Here is a 19,373-nt window from a genome sequence, read left to right as displayed (position 1 = left end):
AACTGTGGATGAGTGCCGGATGTTTATCCACAGAAGGATGCTCGGTAATTCAAGGGTTTAGGTTGGTCAAATTTCGATCAGTGCGCTGGAGGTAGCGGATTTGAAGGGGTTGGGGGATAAGCGAACATGTTATCCACAGACTGGCTAACAGGGATTGTTAACAACTCCACCTGTTAGAGCGAGGCTTGCCCGCGAAGAACGATAACGCGGTGGGTCTGGTGCACTGAGGCGCTTGGTTCGCGGGCAAGCCTCGCTCCAACGGACCGCTGGACCTGTAGGAGCCGAGCTTGCTCGCGAAGAACGATAACGCGATAGGTCTGGCCCACCGAGGCGTTTGCTCCAACGGACCGCTGGACCTGCAGGAACCGAGCTTGCTCGCGATGAACGATGACGCGTGTATCTGGGCCACCGAGGCATTTGCTGCAACGGGGCACGACGGCTAGAACGAATGACTTCGCTGCCGCCGACGCCACTGGCTCAAGCACTGATCCAGCTGCGCGGGGCTGTCGATCTGTTGGCGGCGGGCGTGGCTGAAGAGGATCATCGCCAGTTCGGCAGTCACCAGGGCGTCGGCGCTGGCGTTGTGGCGTTCTTCGGCTTGCAGGCCGAAGAAGGCGGTCCAGTCATCCAGTCCGGCCTGGCGCAGATTCGCCTGCGGGAATAGCATCGGAGCGATTTCCGCGACGTCGAAAAAACGCTGCTCCAGTCGGTAATCGAGGCTTTCCTTCAAGGCCCGGCCGAGCATGTGCTGATCGAATGGCGCGTGAAACGCCAGCAGTGGGCTATTGCCGACAAACTCCATGAAATCCAGCAGCGCCTGCACCGGTTCACTGCCGGCAGCAATGGCGCTGGGCCCGAGTCCGTGAATCAATACCGCCGGGCTCAGCTTGTGGTCGACGCGCAGCAAGGTGCGTTCAAACTGTTGGCTCAGGTCAATGGCGCCGTCTTCGATCACCACCGCGCCGATGGACAGCACCTGATCGCGGTTCATGTTCAGGCCGCTGGTTTCCAGGTCGAACACCACCCAGCGTTGCTTGCGCAGCGAGTCTTCGCTGAGTGCCGCGAGGGGCGCAAGGTTCGCCAGACGCTGTTTGTCGCGGTGCTCCAGGGTCGGTTTTGGCGGACGCGGCCGCAGCCATTCAAACAGATTCATAGTTGATAGCGCAGGGTCAGGCTGGTTTGCAGGCGTTGGGCCTGGCGCAGGGATTCGCGCAGGATGCGGCGGTCCAGATGATTGAGTGTGTCCGGATCGATTCGGTTGGAATAAGGCAGGTTCTGGCGGCTCTGCAATTGGTGCTGTTGCATGCGCGTTTGCTGAATGAAGTGGTAGGCCTCTTCATACGCGGCGCCGTCCAGCCGGTCGATCACCTCGCGCTCCACCAGTTGGCGCAGGCGTTCCAGGGTGTTGTTGGCTTCGATGCCATTGGCCAGCGCCAGCAAGCGGGCACCGTCGACAAAGGGCGTCAGACCTTGGGTCTTGAGGTCCAGAGTGTCTTTGTCGCTGCCTTTGCGGGGCAGCACGAAATCCTTGAAGCGCCCCACTGGCGGGCGCTGACGCAGGGCGTTCTCGGCCATCATGCGCTGGAACAAGCGATTATCGCCGACCTGTTCCAGCACGCTGCGGCGCAATTGGTCGCAGCCGTGCTCGTCGCCCCAGACCACGCGCAAGTCAAAATAAATACTGGAGGCCAGCAGGTTCTCTGGCGTCGCTTCGCGGATGAACGCGGCGAAGCGCCGGGACCATTCAACGCGTGACAGGCACAGCTCCGGGTTGCCCGCCATGATATTGCCTTTGCACAGCGTGAACCCGCACAGCGCCAGGCTCTGATTGATGCGTTCGGCAATCGGCAGCAGCAGCGCCCGGATCTGTGTCGCTTCGGCAACGTCCCGGGCTTCGAAAAGAATGCCATTGTCCTGATCGGTGTGCAGCGTTTGCTCGCGGCGGCCCTCGCTGCCGAAACACAGCCAGCTGAATGGAATGCCAGGGTCGCCTTTTTCTTCCAGCGTCAGTTCGATCACGCGACACACCGTGTGATCGTTGAGCAGGGTGATGATCTGGGTGATCTGGGTCGAGGACGCGCCGTGGGCGAGCATGCGATCCACCAACTGCACGATGTCGCCGCGCAGGTTGCTCAGGCTTTCGATGCGTGGCGCGTTGCGAATGGTGCGCGCCAGATGCACCAGATCGACCCGTTGCAGGGAAAACAGATCCCGCTCGGACACCACGCCGCACAGCCGCCCATCCTTGACCAGGCACACGTGGGCGATGTGCCGACCGGTCATGGCGATGGCGGCATCGAAGGCGCTGGCGTCCGGGCTGAGGTGGAAGGGCGCTTGCGTCATATGCGCCTGGATCGGCTGGCTGAAGTCGGTATCAATCTCGGCCACCGCCTCGCGCAAGTCGCGCAGGGTGAAAATCCCCAGCGGCGCTTGCTGCGCATCGACGATCACGATGCTGCCGACTTGCTGTTCGTGCATGAGCTTCACGGCTTCACGCAACGGCGTTTGCGGGCTGCACATGACCGGATGCCGCATGGCGAGCTCGCCAAGACGGGTGTTCAGTGAATACTGGGTGCCCAGGGTTTCCGCAGCACGCTGCTGGACTTGCTGGTTCACCTGGTCGAGCAGGCTGCTGACGCCACGCAGGGCAAAGTCGCGGAAGGTGGTCGACAGCGCGAACAGCTTGATGAACGCCTGTTTGTTCAGTTGCAGGCAGAAGGTGTCTTCGGCCGCCAGATGCTCGGTGCGCGTAGCGCGTTCGCCCAGCAGCGCCGCCAGCGGGAAGCATTCGCCGGTAGTGATTTCGAAGGTGGTTTCGGTTCCGCTCTTGGCGGTGTGCGGCCGTTCGCCGACGACACGCCCTTGCTTGACGATGTAGAAGTGCTCTACTGGTCCATCAGCAGGCTTGATGATGCTTTCGTCCACCGCGTAGAAACGCAGCTGGCATTGTTCGACCAGATACGCGAGATGAGCGCTCTCCATCTGGTTGAATGGCGGGAATTTTTGCAGGAACTGCATCGTGCCGTGGATGTTCTGCAACACCGCTGTTTTGCCCGCCTGGGCGAATGCATCCGCTTTGCTCATGACCTGTACCGCGTTCTTTTTATTGATGGTCATGGTCGTCCGCTTGTCGGACAGTGCCCATTGGACGTAAGTCTTACACCGACGAAAAGATTTCTAGCGACCAGCGGCATGGTGTAAAAAGCAGTAACGCGAAGGCTTGGGACAGCAAACAATCGCCGGCAGGACGCCGACCACAGCACGCAGACGTGACCGGCCAAGTGTCCGGTTGGCTGCCAGTATCAGGCAAGGGAATCAGGCGCAGATGTTCGATTACGATATTTTGAGCGATGAAGAGCGCGAAGCGCTAAACGAAGTGATGCTCACCGCATTGCCCGATTCGCCGCAGCGGGTGTTGATCGTCGACGACGATCGCGATGCCCGGGAGTTGTTGGCCGAGATTCTCAGCCTCAATGACATCAGCTGTATGACCGCCGCAGGCGGCAACAGCGCCATGCATTTGATCGAAACGCGGGAATCCATCGGCCTGCTGATCACCGACCTGCGCATGGCCCCATGCAACGGCCTGGACCTGATCCGCAAGGTGCGTGAATCCGAACGCGCTTCGTTGCCGATCATCATCATTTCCGGTGACGCCAACGTGCGCGATGCCATCGATGCGATGCATTTGAGCGTGGTGGATTTCCTGCTCAAGCCCATCAACACCAAGCAGTTGCTGAAGCTGGTCAAGCGGGAGTTGGGGTTGGTGTGAGGGGGTATACAACCCGGTAGGAGGGGACTTGTCCCCGAAGAGGCCGGTGTGAACGCTGAAGATCTTCCTCCGCAGCCCCGACGCCTTCCCGGACAAGTCCGGTCCTACCGAACCCTATACAACCCAAGGGACCGGATTGCCGCTTCCGCTTACAACCCGTTTTTAGCCTTGAACTCCCGACGCCGACGGTGCAAGACCGGCTCGGTGTAGCCGTTCGGCTGTTTGCTGCCTTCGATGACCAGCTCCACCGCGGCCTGGAACGCGATATTGCTATCGAAGTTCGGAGCCAAAGGGCGATACAGCGGATCATTGGCGTTCTGTCGGTCAACCACCGGCGCCATGCGCTTGAGGCTGTCCATCACCTGAGTCTGATCGACCACGCCGTGACGCAGCCAGTTGGCCATGTGCTGACTTGAAATACGCAGCGTCGCACGGTCCTCCATCAGACCGATGTCGTTGATGTCCGGCACCTTCGAGCAACCCACGCCTTGGTCGATCCAACGCACCACGTAACCGAGGATGCCCTGGGCGTTGTTGTCCAGTTCGTTCTGGATCTCTTCCGGCGTCCAGTTGGCATTGGCTGCCAGCGGGATGGTCAGGATGTCGTCCACCGATGCGCGGGTGCGCTGGGCCAGTTCGGCCTGACGCGCGAACACGTCAACCTTGTGATAGTGCAACGCATGCAGCGCGGCTGCGGTTGGCGACGGAACCCAGGCCGTGTTGGCCCCTGCCAGCGGGTGAGCGATTTTCTGTTCGAGCATCGCTGCCATCAGGTCCGGCATGGCCCACATGCCCTTGCCGATCTGTGCCCGACGTTGCAGGCCGCAGCTCAGGCCGATATCGACGTTCCAGTTCTCGTAGGCGCCGATCCACTTCTCAGCCTTCATCTGTGCCTTGCGCACGACCGGACCGGCTTCCATGGATGTGTGAATCTCATCGCCCGTGCGGTCGAGGAAACCGGTGTTGATGAACACGACACGCTCGCTCGCGGCCTTGATGCAGGCCTTGAGATTGACCGTGGTGCGGCGCTCTTCGTCCATGATCCCGACCTTCAGCGTATTACGCGGCAGGTTGAGAACGTCTTCTATGCGGCCAAACAGTTCGTTGGTGAAGGCCGCTTCTTCCGGGCCGTGCATCTTCGGTTTGACGATGTACACCGAACCGCTGCGGCTGTTGCGGCGAGTATTGTTGCCGTTGAGGCTGTGGATCGCCGCCAGGCTGGTCAACAAGCCATCAAGAATGCCCTCGGGGATTTCCTGGCCTTGCTGATCGAGAATCGCGTCGATGGTCATCAGGTGACCCACGTTGCGCACGAACAGCAGCGAGCGGCCGTGCAGCGTGACGTCACCGCCGTCGGGCGCGGTGTAGACGCGGTCGGCGTTCATGGTGCGGGTAAAGGTTTCGCCGCCCTTGGCAACTTGTTCGGCCAGATCGCCCTTCATCAGGCCCAGCCAGTTGCGATAGACCACGACTTTATCGTCGGCATCGACGGCGGCGATGGAATCTTCGCAGTCCATGATGGTGGTCAGCGCGGCTTCCATCAGCACGTCTTTAACGCCCGCAGGATCGGTCTGACCCACCGGGCTGGTTGCGTCGATCTGGATTTCGAAGTGCAGGCCGTTGTGCTTGAGCAGCACGGCGAACGGTGCGGCGGCGTCGCCCTGAAAGCCGATCAGCTGCGCGTCGTCCTTGAGGCCGGTATTGCTGCCGCCCTTGAGGCTGATCACCAGTTTGCCGTCGATCAATTTGTAACCGGTGGAATCCACGTGAGAGCCGGCAGCCAATGGCGCGGCTTCATCAAGAAAGGCCCGAGCAAAGGCGATGACCTTGTCGCCGCGAACCTTGTTGTAGCCTTTGCCTTTCTCGGCGCCATCGGCTTCGCTGATCGCGTCGGTGCCATAGAGCGCGTCATACAGCGAACCCCAACGGGCATTCGAAGCGTTGAGGGCGAAGCGGGCATTCATCACCGGCACCACCAGTTGCGGGCCAGCCATGTGGGCAATTTCTTCGTCGACGTTTTGCGTCGTGATGTGGAAATCTGCGGCTTCTGGCAGCAGATAACCGATTTCCTGAAGGAAACTCTTATAGGCCGAGGCGTCGTGAGCCTGTCCGGCACGGGATTGATGCCAGGCGTCGATTTGCGCCTGCAAGTCATCACGTTTGGCGAGCAGGGCTTTGTTCCTGGGTGCCAGCTCGTTGATGAGCTTGTCTGCACCGGCCCAGAACGCTTCAGTATTCAGACCGGTTCCGGGAATTGCTTCGTTGTTCACGAAGTCGAACAGCACCTTGGCGACCTGCAGGCCACCGACTTGAACGTGTTCAGTCATTGCACTTGCCTCACTCTGCTCAGCTTTTTGCGCTCGAAGGGGAGCGCTCTTTTATTAGGGATCAACGTTGTGTAGTGCGCGACGCGGCATACTACATGAAGCGCCGACGGGTGAAAACGAGACTAAATATGTCACCAAGCGACTGGATTTACATGGCCGATCACGATAAAGAGCAGGATGTTCTCAAAATCACGCGTAGTTGTTCCAGTTAAATCTGGAAATCGTACACAGTCCGGCTATTCAAACGTCGTAAGGTGCTCTTGTCAGCCTTGCCTATACTTGGGCGACGACTACTCGTCAGCAGAAGGAGTTACCTGTGGATCATTTTGTGGTCACTGTTGTTGCACCGGATAAACCAGGTCAGGTCGAGCGCATCGCCGATTGCATTGCGCAACATGGCGGCAACTGGCTCGAAAGCCGCATGTCGCGAATGGCCGGTCAGTTCGCCGGGATCGTGCGTGTGCAGGTGCCGGCAGATAACCGGGAAGAATTGAAGAGCGCATTGCAGGCGCTGGCCGAACAGGACATTCGGGTGCTGTTTGCTGAAAGCAACAACGAACCTTTGGTGGGCTGGAAATCCATTGGCATGGAGCTGGTGGGCAACGACCGCCCCGGCATTGTCCGCGACATCACCCGATTGCTGGCGGAACAGGGCGTCAACGTCGAAAGGCTGGTTACCGAAGTGAATCCCGCGCCCATGAGCAGCGAGCCACTGTTCCACGCTGAAGCGATACTTGGCGTACCGCTGACGCTTTCTCTGGATCTATTGCAGGAACGTCTGGAAACCCTGGCGGATGATTTGATGGTGGATCTGGTGTTGCGCACCGAGCTTTGAATGTCTGAAAACCGTAGGACCGGCTTCAGCCGGGAGGGCGAATGCCTCTGACCTGCTCACGGCTAAAGCCGGTCCTACGGAGTGAGTTGTGCGCCTTGATCAGGCTCTGCGGCGCATGGTCAGCCAGGCATCCACGCTGTAAATCGCCAGCCCGCTCCAGATGAATGCGAAGGTGATCAGCGTGGCGGAGGTCAACTGTTCGCCGTACACCAGCACGGCCAGCGCCAACACTAGCGTGGGGGCGATGTATTGCAGGAAACCCAGCGTCGTATAGGGCAAGTGACGTGCCGCTGCGTTGAAACACACTAAAGGCACCAACGTCACCGGTCCGGCCGCTGCCAGCCAGATCGCCTGGGATGTGCTCCAGAATTCCGGCTGCGCGCTATGCGCCATGGGATTGAGCAGCAACCAGCCAGCCGCCAGCGGCACCAGCAACCAGGTTTCCACCACCAGACCCGGCAATGCCGCGACCGGCGCTTTTTTGCGGATCAGTCCGTAGCAGCCGAAGGTCAGCGCGAGCACCAGCGACACCCATGGCAGGCTGCCAAAGTGCCAGACCTGCTGCGCAACCCCGGTCGCCGCCAGAATCACCGCCAACCATTGCAAGCGCCTCAGGCGTTCGCCGAGCAGCACCATCCCCAGCAACACGTTGACCAGCGGGTTGATGTAGTAGCCGAGGCTGGCTTCCACCATGCGCCCGTTATTTACCGCCCAGACATACACCAGCCAGTTGCCGGCGATCAGCGAGCCGCTGACGGCCAGCACCGCAAGGCGCTGCGGATTCTCGCGCAACTCGCGCCACCAACCCGGATGCTTCCAGACCATCAGCAATAAAGAGCCGAACAACGCCGACCAGAGCACCCGGTTGACGATGATTTCCACCGATGGCACTTCGGCAATGGCTTTGAAATAAAGAGGGAACAGGCCCCAGATGGTGTAGGCGCTCAGGCCGAGAATATACCCGCGACGCGGGTTGGCAGCTTGCATAAGGGGTCCTGTTGGCAGGTTGTCATTGTGTGCAAGATAAACGGGGTGTCATGGGTAACGTTGCCGCGCCTTGGCAAGCGCGGCACGCTGAACAATCAGAACAGCTTCAGCGGCTCCTCGTTGAGCGCCGACAACTGCTCGCGCAGGGCGAGCACCTGATCGCCCCAATAACGCTCGGTGCCGAACCACGGGAAACTGTGCGGGAACGCCGGATCATCCCAGCGCCGCGCCAGCCAGGCGCTGTAGTGCATCAGGCGCAGGGCGCGCAAGGGTTCGATCAACGCCAGTTCGCGCGGGTTGAAGTCGTGGAATTCGTTGTAGCCGTCCATCAATTCCGACAACTGCCCGAGACATTCCTGACGATCCCCCGCGAGCATCATCCAGATGTCCTGCACGGCGGGCCCCATCCGACAGTCATCGAGATCGACGATGTGGAACATCTCATCGCGCGCCATCATGTTGCCGGGGTGGCAATCGCCATGCATGCGGATGTTCTGATGCGGCGTTGCGGCGTAGACGTCTTCGACGCGCTTGAGCAGATCCTTGGCCACTGATTCGTAAGCCGGCAGCAGGCTGCGCGGGATGCAGTTGTTTTGCAGCAGGAAATCCAGCGAGTCCTGGCCGAAGTTCTTCACGCCCAGCGCTTCGCGATGCGCGAAGGGTTTGGTCGCGCCCACTGCATGAATCCGCCCCAGCAATTGGCCGAGGCGATACAGCTGGTCGAGATTGCCCGGCTCCGGAGCCCGGCCACCGCGACGCGGGAACAGGGTGAAGCGAAAGCCCGCGTGTTCAAACAGCGTTTCGCCGTTGTGCACCATGGGCGCGACGACCGGGATGTCCACTTCCGCCAACTCGAAGGTGAAGCTGTGCTCTTCGAGGATCGCTTCGTTGGTCCAGCGCTGCGGCCGATAGAACTTGGCGATCAGCGGCTGACCATCCTCAATGCCGACCTGATAGACGCGGTTCTCGTAGCTGTTCAGCGCAAGAATGCGGGCGTCACTGAGAAACCCGATGCTTTCAACGGCATCAAGGACCAGGTCCGGCGTAAGTGTTGCAAACGGGTGAGCCATGCTTACTCCTGCGCGCAGCAGGCTGCCGCGTCGGGCCCGTGATGGTAGCGCAGACCGGGGTCGCATGGGTCGTCGGCTTTACAGCAAAGTCTTGCGTTGCAACCAAACTGTCATCTTTTATTCGCTGTAACGCCATGTTGCATCAGTAGTGTCATCGCCAATGAGATCGATCTCAAAGGCGTGAACATGAGTGATTTGAAAGAGGTGGCGCGGCTGGCCGGGGTTTCCCGGGCAACTGCCGCGCGCGCCTTTGCTTCCCCCGACGTGGTGCGCCCTGCAACACGCGACCAGGTATTTGCCGCCGCCCGACAACTGGGTTTCCGACCCAATCGTCTAGGCCGCCAGCTGCGTCTGCAAACCACCAATCTGATTGGCGTGGTGGTGCCCAATCTGCTCAACCCGGTTTTCGCCGAGCAATTCCAGGCCATGGAACGCGCTGCGCGTTCAAAGGGCTACAACCTTTTGCTGGCAACCACTGACTACAGCAGCGAGCGTGAGAGTGCGGTGGTCGAGGAATTGCTGCGCCAGCGGGTCGATGGTCTGGTGCTGACTGTCACCGATGCCGAGAGCAATCGGGTTCTGGAAAGTCTGGTCAACGAAGACACGCCGTTCGTGCTGGCTTATCACCAGCCGGGAAATCCGGACTACAGCGCGGTGTCTGTGGATAACCGCGCCGGTATGGCGTTGGCGACACGCTATCTGCTCGATTGCGGGCATCGCCGTATCGGCATGGTCGCCGGTCCCGCGTTGCAGTCGGACCGCGCCCGTCTGCGCTACGCCGGTTATTGCGACGCCATGGCCGAACGCGGCTTGCCGAGCCTGCCGGTGATCGAAATGCCTGCGCACACCCAAGCCGATTTCGCCGTGATCGAGGCTTCATTGCGCGGCCCGAATGCGCCGAGCGCCTTGGTCTGCTCCAACGACTTACTGGCGATCAGCCTGATTGCCGAATTGCGCCGCAACGGCTGGAGCGTTCCGGGCCAGCTTTCGGTCATCGGTTTTGACGGGATCGCCCTCGGCACCCAGATGCATCCGACGCTGTGCAGCGTCGTGCAACCCATTGCGACATTGGCCAGCACTGTGATCGAGCAGTTGCTGGCCCAGATTGCTGGCGCTGCACCGATTTCCCATTGCCTGCCCTGCCATATCCGGCCGGGTGAAAGTACACAGCCCTACGAGGAGACGCTCCATGATCCGCTTCAGTAAAACTCTGGCAGCCTTGCTGCTGTGCGGCGTAGCCAGTCTGGCTCAGGCTGCCGAAACGGCAATTTGTTACAACTGCCCGCCGGAATGGGCGGATTGGGGCGCTCAGCTCAAGGCAATCGCCGACACCACGGGCGTGCAGGTGCCGCTGGACAACAAAAATTCCGGCCAGTCGCTGGCACAAATCGTCGCGGAAAAAGCCGCGCCGGTGGCCGACGTGGTGTATTACGGCGTGACCTTCGGCTTGCAGGCACAGAAAGCCGGCGTGGTCGGCACTTACAAACCCAAGGGCTGGGAACAGATTCCGGTGGGTCTGAAAGACCCGGCTGGCCACTGGTTTGCGATTCACTCCGGGACCTTGGGCATCATGGTCAACGTTGATGCGCTGGGTGGTTTGCCGGTTCCGCAAAGCTGGGCCGATCTGCTCAAGCCGGAATATAAAGGCATGGTCGGTTACCTCGATCCGTCCAGCGCCTTTGTCGGTTACGTGTCCGCCGTGGCGATCAACCAGGCCATGGGCGGCACGCTGGATAACTTCGCGCCAGCCATCAATTACTTCCAGAAACTGGCGAAAAACTCGCCCATCGTGCCCAAGCAGACGGCTTATGCGCGAGTGCTGTCCGGCGAGCTGCCGATCCTGGTCGATTACGATTTCAACGCCTATCGCGCCCGCTACAAGGACAAAGCCAACGTCGCCTTCGTAATCCCTCAGGAAGGCAGCATCAGCGTGCCGTATGTGATGAGCATCGTCGACAACGCGCCCCATCGGGCCAATGCCGAGAAAGTGCTGGATTTCACTCTCTCCGATCAAGGTCAGGCGTTGTGGGCCAAGGCTTACTTGCGCCCGGTGCGTGACGTGAAAATCCCTGCGGATGTGGCCGCGCAATTTCTTCCCGACAATGATTACGCCCGCGCCGGAGTCGTGAATTACGAGCACATGGCCGCCGTGCAGGAAGCCTTCGCAGCGCGCTATCTGAGTGAGGTCAAGTAAGTGACCACCTCGGTTCTGAAGGCCCAGGCCGCTGGTTCGGGCAGACGCGCATTCCTGCGTCTGCGCCCGACGGCGGCCTGGGCGCTGGCTCCGGCAATGGCCGTGCTGTTCGCCTTCTGGTTGTTGCCGTTGGCGCACCTGATTTTGCTGGGCGGCGAAAACCGCGACGGCAGCAGCGGTTATTGGCAAGTGCTGAGCAGCGCGCAGTATCTGGGCAGCCTGGCGCAGACCTGCGTACTCGCCGTGGTGGTGACACTCGCGGCGTTGCTGGTCGGTGGCATCAGCGGGGTTTTTCTCGCCCGCCAACGGTTTTTCGGCCGTTCGGCGCTGGTCGCGTTGTTGACCTTTCCTCTGGCGTTTCCCGGTGTGGTCGTGGGTTTTCTGGTGATCCTGCTGGCGGGTCGTCAAGGCTTGTTCGCCATGCTTGGCATGGAGCTGGCCGGGGAGCGATGGATCTTTGCTTACTCGCTGACCGGTCTGTTCATCGGTTATCTGTACTTCTCGATTCCACGCGTGATCCTCACGGTGATGGCCGCTTGTGAAAGTCTCGATCGCAGCCTGGAGGAGGCCGCCCATTCCCTGGGTGCCGGACATTGGCGAGTGGTTTGCGATGTGATCGTGCCAGGCCTCGCGCCAGCCTTGGTGTCCTGCGGCGCAATCTGTTTTGCGACGTCCATGGGCGCGTTCGGCACTGCATTCACTCTCGGCACGCGGCTAAATGTGACGCCGGTTGCGATCTACAACGTGTTCACCAATTACGCGAATTTCGCCGTTGCTGCGGCGTTGTCGGTGGTGCTGGGCGCGGTGACCTGGGCCGTGCTGTTGCTGGCGCGACGGCTGGTGAAAAATTCGGGGACTGTTCTGTGATGCGTTCCACACTGTTTGTCGCGCAACTGCTGTTCACCTTGCTGGTCTGCGCCTTCATGTTGGTGCCGGTGGTCATGTCTTTGCTGGCCGGCCTGACGCGTAATTACTTTCAGGGCCTGTCGAGTGGGCTGACGTTCGACTGGCTGATTCAAGTCTGGCAGGCGTACTCGCCAACGGTCTGGCTGTCGCTGCAACTGGCGCTGGCTTGCGCGGTGTGCGTCTGCGTGATTGGCGTGCCGGCGGCTTATGCGCTGGTGCGCATGAACAACCGCTTCAGTCGTGCGTTCGAGGAGTTGATGGTCTTGCCGGTGGCCATGCCCGGACTGGCGAGCGCTCTTGCGTTGCTGCTGACTTACGGCCAGTTCGGCGGATTTCGCAGCAGTTGGCTGTTCATTCTGGTCGGCCACGTGCTGTTCACGTTGCCGTTTCTGGTGCGCCCGGTGATGGCGGTGATGCAGCGCCAGCATTTGCCGACGCTGGAGGAAGCTGCCGCCAGTCTGGGCACGGGGCCGATCAAGCGCTTCTTCAGTGTTGTGGTGCCCAACTGCCGCGCCGGGATTCTGGCCGGGGTGTTGATGGTCGTCACCTTGTCGCTGGGTGAATTCAACCTGACCTGGATGCTGCACACGCCCATGACCAAAACCCTGCCGGTGGGTCTGGCCGACAGCTACGCCTCGGCGCGTCTGGAAGTCGCCAGTGCCTACACCCTCATATTTCTGCTGATGATCGTGCCGCTGTTGATTGCGTTGCAGACCATCAGCGCCCGCCTTTCCCGTGGAGAGAGTCGATGACCGGAACCACCATTCGCCTGCAGGGCTGCCGCAAGGCGTTCGCTGACGGCACCGTCGCCGTGCAAGACCTGAACCTGACCATCGAACCTGGCGAAACTCTCGCGATTCTCGGCCCGTCCGGCTGCGGTAAAACCACCACGTTGCGGTTGATTGCCGGGCTGGAAAGCCCGGATGTCGGGCAGATATTTTTCGGCGACAGCGACGTCACGCGCCTGCCCATCGAAAAGCGCGATGTCGGCATGGTGTTCCAGAATTACGCGCTGTTCCCGAACCTGGATGTGACCGGCAACATTGTTTACGGCCTGAAGATTCGCGGCATGTCGCCCGCCGAGCGCAACAAGCGTTGTGCCGAATTGCTGGAACTGGTCGGTTTGCAGGAGCACGGCAAACGCAGCATTCATGAGTTGTCCGGCGGCCAGCGCCAGCGGGTTGCCCTGGCGCGTGCCCTGGCGCCACGGCCTCGGGTGTTGCTGCTCGACGAACCGCTGGCGGCGCTGGATGCGCAGTTGCGTGAGCGTTTGCGTAGCGAGCTGGATCAGCTGCTGCGCGGGCTCGGCATCACTGCCGTGTTCGTCACCCACGATCAAGGCGAAGCCATGGCACTGGGCGACCGCATTCTGGTGATGGAGCAAGGCCGCGTCGCGCAACTGGCGACTCCACGAGAAATTTATCAACAGCCAGCCAACGCCTTCGTCGCCGGTTTTGTCGGCAATCTCAATGCGTTTGCCGTGGACGGTCGCACGGCTGATGGCCTGAAAGTCAGCGGTGGCGAGCTGCCGTGGACGGGTTCGAATCTGCCCTCGACCGTGTATTGCCGCCCGGAGCATCTGCGGGTAATGGACGGGGAAGGTCACATGCGTGGGCGTCTGGTCGGGCAGTTTTTCCAGGGCGCGCAGAGTCGCCTGTTGGTGGATGTCGGCGCCGCGCAGCCGCTGCTGGTCGATAGCACCGACAACGTCATTCATCTGCCAGGTGCGCCGATTGCCCTGGCGGTCGAGCCGCAGGTGTTGTTTACCCTGCATTCGTAGCGCTTTCGCCCCAAACACAGACCCGTAGGACCGGCTTTAGCCGGGAGCAAAGGTTTCCGCCGACGCTACTGCCGTGAATGTACCGGCCCCCTCCCGGCTGAAGCCGGTCCTACGAGCCGGTCCTACAAGATTTGCGTTCAATCAGGGCAATCATTTTTTGAGAGTTTATTTTGAACCACCCATTCCTCATTGCGCAGATCAGCGATCTGCACCTTAAAGCCGGTCAAAAACTGACCTACGGCGTCGTCGACACATTGGGTGCGCTCAGGCGTGCCGTGGATCATCTGAACGCCAGCGTGCCGCGCCCCGATGTTGTGGTCATCAGCGGCGATCTGGTGGACTTCGGTCGCCCGGACGAATACGCCGTGCTGCATCCAGAACTCAGCCGGCTGCACATGCCGTTTTATCTGGTGCCGGGTAATCATGATGATCGCGCGCATCTGCTGGCTGAATTCGCCGATCAGGCTTATCTGCCGATCAGTCACGACCAGCCGCTGGATTGGGTCGTCGAGGAATATCCGGTGCGGTTGATCGGCCTGGACACTAGCATTCCCGGCTCTCACGGCGGGCAACTGATGGAAAGTCAGTTGCTCTGGCTGGATGAGCAGTTGGCGCAGCGTCCGAATACGCCGACCGTGTTGATTCTCCATCACCCGCCCTTTATCACCGGCATCGGGCATATGGACCGCGAGCCGTTCATCAATGGGGCGGAGTTTGAAAAGGTCACCGCTCGCCACCCGCAAGTCGAGCGCTTGCTCTGCGGGCATTTGCATCGTCCGATGCAGCGGCGTTTCGCCGGGAGCTTGAGCTGCATCTGTCCCGGCACTTCGCATCAGATCGTGCTCGATCTACAGGAACATGCTCCGGCGCATTTCAATCTGGAACCACCGGGCTACCTGCTACACCGCTGGCATCCCGTAGAAGGATTGGTCACCCATAACGCAGTGTTCGGTGAGTATCCGGGGCCGTATCCGTTTTATGACGGGAATGGGTTGATTGATTGAGCGGCTGGTGGCGGCCGGGTCCGGACAGGGCTTAGGTCAAGGTTCGACCCACGGCTTGGCAAGCGCAAGCGTGATGAGGTAACGCTCCTCTGTGGGGCGCTTGTCGTCCCGGAAACGATTGACCACCAACATCACCTGATACTTGTCTCCCGCCTGCCAGTAGGCCGTGCCGCCTTTATTGACGTCGCGCAATCGGGCACGCCATTGCGGCGTATCGGCGAACGAGGGAAAGGTGCCGGTCAGGATCGGATGCCAGCCAGCATTGCGCCATTGCTCCTGCAAGTCCAGCAGGATCTTGAGCGTATCGTCGAGCAATAGCGGCTCGATTTGGGGGGACATGCGGACTCCGTTTACAACACCCAGAACATAACCGATCGTAAAAAAACGAGCGGGTGGCGTTTCGAATGCGTATTGCGAGTCGGTGAAACGCAGGCGCGCGTCGGATTTCGGCACGCCGAACGCAATTTCATTAGGTATCGCGGGAGCTATTTTCGCGCTGGAGCGTTGGCGCATTTCTTCCCAAGGCTCGCCAATTTTTAGGGCGATTTCCACATCCCTTGTTTGATACCAGAGCTGAGAGGCGCCTAATGCAAGGAACGCAGCGAGCGTTAGCGCCGCACCGGTTCGTCTTGATAGGGGCTGGGCAACGCTCATCGCACACCATAGCCAGCAGCGATGTCCTGAATCGCCTGTTGAATCAGTGGTCGCTGGGGACCATTGAGCAGCTCATCAAACTGAGCTGCAGCTCTGAGCACAAAGGCCATGCGCTGTTTGATATCGGACAAATCGGCAAAGGGATTGTTGCCAAAGCCAATGGTGCGGGCATCGTCCACACGCCTGCACTGGCTGGCCAGCGTGAGCTCGATAGGCTCTGCGACACCACGCGGCAAGCTGGTGATATACGACAATGATTGCCACGCAACAGACTCACTAATTTCGAGTCACTGTACATTGCTGGTTGCAGAATATTTCGTTGCTCATGGTCAGCCAGGAATTTAACGCTCTCGGCAACGTTGCCCGCCTCGATTGCCTCAAAGGCTTGCAGAATTTCTGGGTAGTCGATTCCAAACTTCAGCCTCTCCTGCCCAACTGGCCAGAGCACCGGAAACCGTTCAAGCCCATAAATATTTTTGCGTAAAGGCAGGCATTGTTTGAATTCTTTCCAGCCGCGTTTTGCGTAGAAAGCGTGTAGGGGAAACACGTCCAGGAACAGCGACGTGTTGCCCATCGCCATCATTTCGTAAACGTGTTCGTACTGCTGCTGCATTAGCGACAATGGCTCGCTGTCGCGTCTGATATCGATACTTGGGACCGGATTGTTACGGCGAGCCTCATCCAGATCGCGCACAGCCTGTTCGTCATTCTTGCTGATGCTGAACAGTCCCGGGATATCCAGAATGGATTCGCCGCCGCTGGTGAGGCGTTGTGCCGCTTCATGCTCGGTTTGAATATTCTCGATGGCGTTGGAGGCATGCAGCAGGCCGCACCCGACTTGTTTGGAGGCGAAAGCGGCTAGCCCCGCCCATTGGAAGCGGTTGTCGTACAGCCAGAGCCTTGCGTAGGCGGCGTTGATGGCGCGGTTACGTTCTTTTGGGTCCGCAATCAGCTTCCCGCCTGGGGCCACTATTTCTTCGGCTTCTCGCTGGTATACGCGCCAGATGCCTTCACCGGTCAGTATTGATACTTCAATGAATTCTGACCGTTGATCGTAGAGGTCGAGAATTTTGATCTCGCACTCCGAGATGGGAAGGGTGTTCTGGTTCAGTGCCTGTGTATCAATCTCGTGGTCTTTGAAACATTGAGTCATCGGGATCCCCAGCTAAATGCTCATCGCGCAGAAAGCCAAAGACTCAACACAAAGAAGGTAAGGGGAAATAGGACATTTCCGAGAGTCAGGTGGGAAAAGGATTCTTGAAGGGTGGTTGCCGATTTGAGTGTGCTGGCATCGCTAGCAGGGTCTGGTCACCCACAATGCGGTATTCGGTGAATACCCATGGCCGTATCCGTTTTATGACGGGAATGGGTTGATTGCTTGAGCGGCGATAACCCGTTGGAGCGAGGCTTGCCCGCGAAGAACGATGACGCGGTGGATCTGGATCACCGAGTCGCCTGATTCGCGGGCAAGCCTCGCTCCAACAATCCACGGACCTGTAGGAGCCGAGCTTGCTCGCGAAGAACGATGACGCGGTGGATCTGGGTCACCGAGGCGCCTGATTCGCGGGCAAGCCTCGCTCCAACGATCATTGGACCTGTGGGAGCCGAGCTTGCTCGCGAAGAACGATAACGCGGTGGATCTGGGCCACAGAGTCGCCTGATTCGCGGGCAAGCCTCGCTTCAACGATCATTTGACCTGTGGGAGCCGAGCTTGCTCGCGAAGAACGATGACGCAGTGGATCTGGGCCACCGAGTCGCCTGATTCGCGGGCAAGCCTCGCTCCAACGATCTGGACCTGTGGGAACCGAGCTTGCTCGCGAAGAACGATGACGCGGTGGATCTGGGCCACCGAGGCGCCTGATTCGCGGGCAAGCCGGAACGCCGCCCGCTCGCTCCAACAGTTGCAACTATTTAAGCGCCGATCACGCCGCCATCCTCCCGGGTAATCACCATCACCGACGAACGCGGTTTGCCGTCTTGCAGGTGTTCGGGGAAGGTCGAGCCGCCGTTTTCGCCGGGGTGCTGGATGCCGATGAACAGCGTCTTGTAGTCCGGTGCGAAGCTGATGCCGGTGACTTCGCAGCCAATCGGGCCGACCATGAAACGGCGGATTTCGCCGCTGTCCGGGTCGGCGCAGAGCATCTGGTTATTGCCCATGCCGGCAAAATCACCCTTGTTGGTGGAGTCGCCGTCGGTCTGGATCCACAGGCGACCGGCCTGGTCGAAACTCAGGCCGTCCGGGCTGTTGAACATGTTCTGCGCATTGATATTGCTCGAGCCGCCCTGAGGTTTGCCGCTGTGAACGGTCGGGTTGCCCGCGACCACGAACAGATCCCATTCGAATGCCATGGCTGAGGCGTTACCGTCGTTTTCCGCCCAGCGCAGGATTTGCCCGTACTGGTTTTTCGCTCGCGGGTTCGGCCCGCCGACGGGTTGGCCATCGTCGCCGCGTTTGGCGTTGTTGGTCAGCGTGCAATAGACCTGGCCATCCTTGGGGCTGACCACGATCCATTCCGGGCGGTCCATGCGCGTGGCGTTCACGACGTTGGCGGCCAGGCGCGCATGAATCAACACTTCAGCCTGATTGGTAAAACCTGCGGCAGCGTCCAGGCCGTTCTTGCCGTGGGTCAGTTCGATCCACTCGCCTTTGCCCTTTGGCCGGTCCGGATTGCCGTCGCCGTTATCGAAACGGGCGACATACAGCGTGCCGTGATCCAGCAGGTCGCGGTTGGCTTTCGGGTCGTTGTGATTGATCTTGTCGCGGCTGATGAATTTGTAGATGAACTCGCCGCGCTCGTCGTCGCCCATGTACACCACCGCGCGGCCGCCTTTGGTTTCGGCCAGGGCAGCGTTTTCATGTTTGAAGCGACCCAGCGCTGTGCGTTTGACCGGCGTGGATTTCGGATCGAACGGATCAATCTCCACGACCCAGCCGTGCCGGTTCAACTCGTTGGGGTTTTTCGCCAGATCAAAGCGCGGATCGTGGTGGTGCCAGTTGATTTCTTTACTGGCGACGACCGCGCCGTAGCGCTTGATGCCTGCGTCGAATTTCTGCTCAGCATTGCTGCTGCCGAAACAGTCCGTGAAGTTTTCTTCGCAGGTCAGGTAAGTGCCCCACGGCGTCTTGCCGTTGGCGCAATTCTGGAATGTGCCGAGCACTTTTTTGCCGGTGCTGTCAGCGGCGGTTTTCAGCCAGTCATACCCGGCAGCCGGGCCGCTCAGGTTGATCGGCGTGTTGCCATGGATGCGGCGGTTGTATTTCGAGTCCTGCACGAACTGCCACTTGCCGTCCTTGTGCTGGACTTCGATCACCGACACGCCTTCGCTGGCCAGCGCCTTGCGCACGTCCTCGGCGGATTGCGGGTCTTTGCCGTGCTCGAACAGGTAGCGGTAATTGGTGTATTCGTTGTTGATCGCCATCAGTGCGCGGCCTGGCTTGCCCGGCATCGGGAACAGGCTCATGCCGTCGTTGTTGTCGCCGAACTGCACTTCCTGCGCCTCGGCGCTACCTTTGCCGCTGGCATCGAACGCCGGACCGCCGCTGTGCAGCGGTTGGCCCCAACTGATCAGGACCGATGACTTATAGCCCGGTGGCAAGCTGATGCTGTCGGCGGTCGCGGCGGGAATGCTGTCGAAACCCAGCAAGGTGCCGGAGGCGGCGCTGACACTGGCGGCGATAGTGCTGCGGCTCAGCAGGTTACCGCCGAGGAACATCGCGGCACCGCACAAGGCGCCCGCGCTGATGAAACCTCGACGAGTGAGGCCGACCATGTTTTCCAGATCGGTGCTTTGATTTTCTTCTAATAGTTTCATCATCACGGCTCCCAGCAGATGTGGCAGCTAC

16 protein-coding genes and 1 pseudogene are annotated in these 19,373 nt (G+C 60.0%); 9 read left to right on the top strand and 8 right to left on the bottom strand.

Annotated features, from left to right (window positions below; genetic code table 11):
- Positions 1–287 precede the first annotated feature (287 nt).
- Positions 288–443: a hypothetical protein gene (locus AFK24_RS31115; protein WP_170826274.1), complete on the top strand. Its 156-nt coding sequence runs from the start codon at positions 288–290 to the stop codon at positions 441–443.
- Here the strand turns inward: AFK24_RS31115 and AFK24_RS01375 are convergent.
- Entirely contained in the window at positions 440–1,153 is a 714-nt protein-coding gene (locus AFK24_RS01375) for a 3'-5' exonuclease (protein WP_065831535.1), read from the bottom strand. The two genes, AFK24_RS31115 and AFK24_RS01375, sit on opposite strands and share 4 nt — an antisense overlap.
- Entirely contained in the window at positions 1,150–3,084 is a 1,935-nt protein-coding gene (locus AFK24_RS01370; protein WP_065831663.1) for a putative nucleotidyltransferase substrate binding domain-containing protein, read from the bottom strand. Before AFK24_RS01370 ends, AFK24_RS01375 begins: the two co-directional genes overlap by 4 nt.
- Positions 3,085–3,325: 241 nt before the next feature.
- Between AFK24_RS01370 and AFK24_RS01365 the strand changes: the two genes are divergently transcribed.
- Positions 3,326–3,772 carry a response regulator gene (locus tag AFK24_RS01365; RefSeq protein WP_065831534.1) on the top strand — a complete coding sequence of 149 codons (447 nt, stop codon included), beginning with the start codon at positions 3,326–3,328 and terminating at the stop codon, positions 3,770–3,772.
- A 149-nt stretch (positions 3,773–3,921) separates the two neighbouring features.
- On the opposite strand, the gene AFK24_RS01360 is transcribed toward AFK24_RS01365, so the two are convergent.
- Positions 3,922–6,099, bottom strand: a complete 2,178-nt coding sequence (locus AFK24_RS01360) for a malate synthase G (RefSeq protein WP_065831533.1) — start codon at positions 6,097–6,099, stop codon at positions 3,922–3,924.
- A 316-nt stretch (positions 6,100–6,415) separates the two neighbouring features.
- Here AFK24_RS01360 and AFK24_RS01355 point away from each other — a divergent pair, with 316 nt between their 5' ends.
- On the top strand, positions 6,416–6,934 hold the full coding sequence (locus AFK24_RS01355) for a glycine cleavage system protein R (protein WP_065831532.1): 519 nt from the start codon (positions 6,416–6,418) through the stop codon (positions 6,932–6,934).
- Positions 6,935–7,033: 99 nt separating this feature from the next.
- On the opposite strand, the gene rarD is transcribed toward AFK24_RS01355, so the two are convergent.
- Together rarD and AFK24_RS01345 are read right to left on the bottom strand one after the other, a co-directional pair.
- The gene (rarD, locus tag AFK24_RS01350; protein WP_065831531.1) at positions 7,034–7,921 is read right to left on the bottom strand and encodes an EamA family transporter RarD; all 888 of its coding nucleotides are present in this window, start codon (positions 7,919–7,921) and stop codon (positions 7,034–7,036) included.
- A 95-nt stretch (positions 7,922–8,016) separates the two neighbouring features.
- The gene (locus AFK24_RS01345; RefSeq protein WP_065831530.1) at positions 8,017–8,991 is read right to left on the bottom strand and encodes a serine/threonine protein kinase; all 975 of its coding nucleotides are present in this window, start codon (positions 8,989–8,991) and stop codon (positions 8,017–8,019) included.
- A 186-nt stretch (positions 8,992–9,177) separates the two neighbouring features.
- On the opposite strand from AFK24_RS01345, the gene AFK24_RS01340 reads away from it, so the two are divergent.
- The 6 genes from AFK24_RS01340 (at position 9,178) to AFK24_RS01315 (ending at position 14,875) form a co-directional block, all read left to right on the top strand.
- Positions 9,178–10,197, top strand: a complete 1,020-nt coding sequence (locus AFK24_RS01340; protein ID WP_065831529.1) for a LacI family DNA-binding transcriptional regulator — start codon at positions 9,178–9,180, stop codon at positions 10,195–10,197.
- A complete protein-coding gene (locus AFK24_RS01335; RefSeq protein ID WP_065831528.1) occupies positions 10,181–11,185 on the top strand; it encodes an ABC transporter substrate-binding protein in 1,005 nt (334 codons plus the stop codon). Before AFK24_RS01340 ends, AFK24_RS01335 begins: the two co-directional genes overlap by 17 nt.
- A 96-nt stretch (positions 11,186–11,281) precedes the next feature.
- On the top strand, positions 11,282–12,052 hold the full coding sequence (locus AFK24_RS01330; RefSeq protein WP_240500323.1) for an ABC transporter permease: 771 nt from the start codon (positions 11,282–11,284) through the stop codon (positions 12,050–12,052).
- A complete protein-coding gene (locus AFK24_RS01325) occupies positions 12,049–12,843 on the top strand; it encodes an ABC transporter permease (protein ID WP_065831526.1) in 795 nt (264 codons plus the stop codon). The genes AFK24_RS01330 and AFK24_RS01325 overlap by 4 nt, the downstream gene beginning before the upstream one ends.
- Positions 12,840–13,871: an ABC transporter ATP-binding protein gene (locus tag AFK24_RS01320; RefSeq protein WP_065831525.1), complete on the top strand. Its 1,032-nt coding sequence runs from the start codon at positions 12,840–12,842 to the stop codon at positions 13,869–13,871. Before AFK24_RS01325 ends, AFK24_RS01320 begins: the two co-directional genes overlap by 4 nt.
- Positions 13,872–14,041: 170 nt before the next feature.
- Positions 14,042–14,875, top strand: coding sequence for a phosphodiesterase (locus AFK24_RS01315; protein ID WP_065831524.1), 834 nt, complete (start codon positions 14,042–14,044; stop codon positions 14,873–14,875).
- A 36-nt stretch (positions 14,876–14,911) separates the two neighbouring features.
- On the opposite strand, the gene AFK24_RS01310 is transcribed toward AFK24_RS01315, so the two are convergent.
- From AFK24_RS01310 to AFK24_RS01300, 3 genes and pseudogenes are all read right to left on the bottom strand, one after another.
- Positions 14,912–15,529, bottom strand: a complete 618-nt coding sequence (locus AFK24_RS01310; protein ID WP_065831523.1) for a hypothetical protein — start codon at positions 15,527–15,529, stop codon at positions 14,912–14,914.
- Positions 15,526–16,682 (bottom strand): annotated as a pseudogene (locus tag AFK24_RS01305) (DUF2515 family protein). Before AFK24_RS01305 ends, AFK24_RS01310 begins: the two are co-directional and overlap by 4 nt.
- A 758-nt stretch (positions 16,683–17,440) precedes the next feature.
- The gene (locus AFK24_RS01300) at positions 17,441–19,342 is read right to left on the bottom strand and encodes a PhoX family protein (protein ID WP_065831662.1); all 1,902 of its coding nucleotides are present in this window, start codon (positions 19,340–19,342) and stop codon (positions 17,441–17,443) included.
- Positions 19,343–19,373: the final 31 nt, after the last annotated feature.

The sequence above is a fragment of the Pseudomonas syringae genome (assembly GCF_001698815.1).
GTDB lineage: Bacteria > Pseudomonadota > Gammaproteobacteria > Pseudomonadales > Pseudomonadaceae > Aquipseudomonas > Aquipseudomonas syringae_A.
Note: the sequence above shows the minus strand (reverse complement) of the source record. Positions and strands in the feature narration are given on the sequence as shown.

Bases quoted from the DNA above. Each gene is read 5' to 3' on its own strand.
- AFK24_RS01375 (WP_065831535.1), bottom strand. From the start codon at position 1,153: ATGAATCTGTTTGAATGGCTGCGGCCGCGTCCGCCAAAACCGACCCTG.
- AFK24_RS01370 (WP_065831663.1), bottom strand. From the start codon at position 3,084: ATGAGCAAAGCGGATGCATTCGCCCAGGCGGGCAAAACAGCGGTGTTG.
- AFK24_RS01365 (WP_065831534.1), top strand. From the start codon at position 3,326: ATGTTCGATTACGATATTTTGAGCGATGAAGAGCGCGAAGCGCTAAAC.
- AFK24_RS01360 (WP_065831533.1), bottom strand. From the start codon at position 6,099: ATGACTGAACACGTTCAAGTCGGTGGCCTGCAGGTCGCCAAGGTGCTG.
- rarD (WP_065831531.1), bottom strand. From the start codon at position 7,921: ATGCAAGCTGCCAACCCGCGTCGCGGGTATATTCTCGGCCTGAGCGCC.
- AFK24_RS01345 (WP_065831530.1), bottom strand. From the start codon at position 8,991: ATGGCTCACCCGTTTGCAACACTTACGCCGGACCTGGTCCTTGATGCC.
- AFK24_RS01340 (WP_065831529.1), top strand. From the start codon at position 9,178: ATGAGTGATTTGAAAGAGGTGGCGCGGCTGGCCGGGGTTTCCCGGGCA.
- AFK24_RS01335 (WP_065831528.1), top strand. From the start codon at position 10,181: ATGATCCGCTTCAGTAAAACTCTGGCAGCCTTGCTGCTGTGCGGCGTA.
- AFK24_RS01330 (WP_240500323.1), top strand. From the start codon at position 11,282: ATGGCCGTGCTGTTCGCCTTCTGGTTGTTGCCGTTGGCGCACCTGATT.
- AFK24_RS01320 (WP_065831525.1), top strand. From the start codon at position 12,840: ATGACCGGAACCACCATTCGCCTGCAGGGCTGCCGCAAGGCGTTCGCT.
- AFK24_RS01310 (WP_065831523.1), bottom strand. From the start codon at position 15,529: ATGAGCGTTGCCCAGCCCCTATCAAGACGAACCGGTGCGGCGCTAACG.
- AFK24_RS01300 (WP_065831662.1), bottom strand. From the start codon at position 19,342: ATGAAACTATTAGAAGAAAATCAAAGCACCGATCTGGAAAACATGGTC.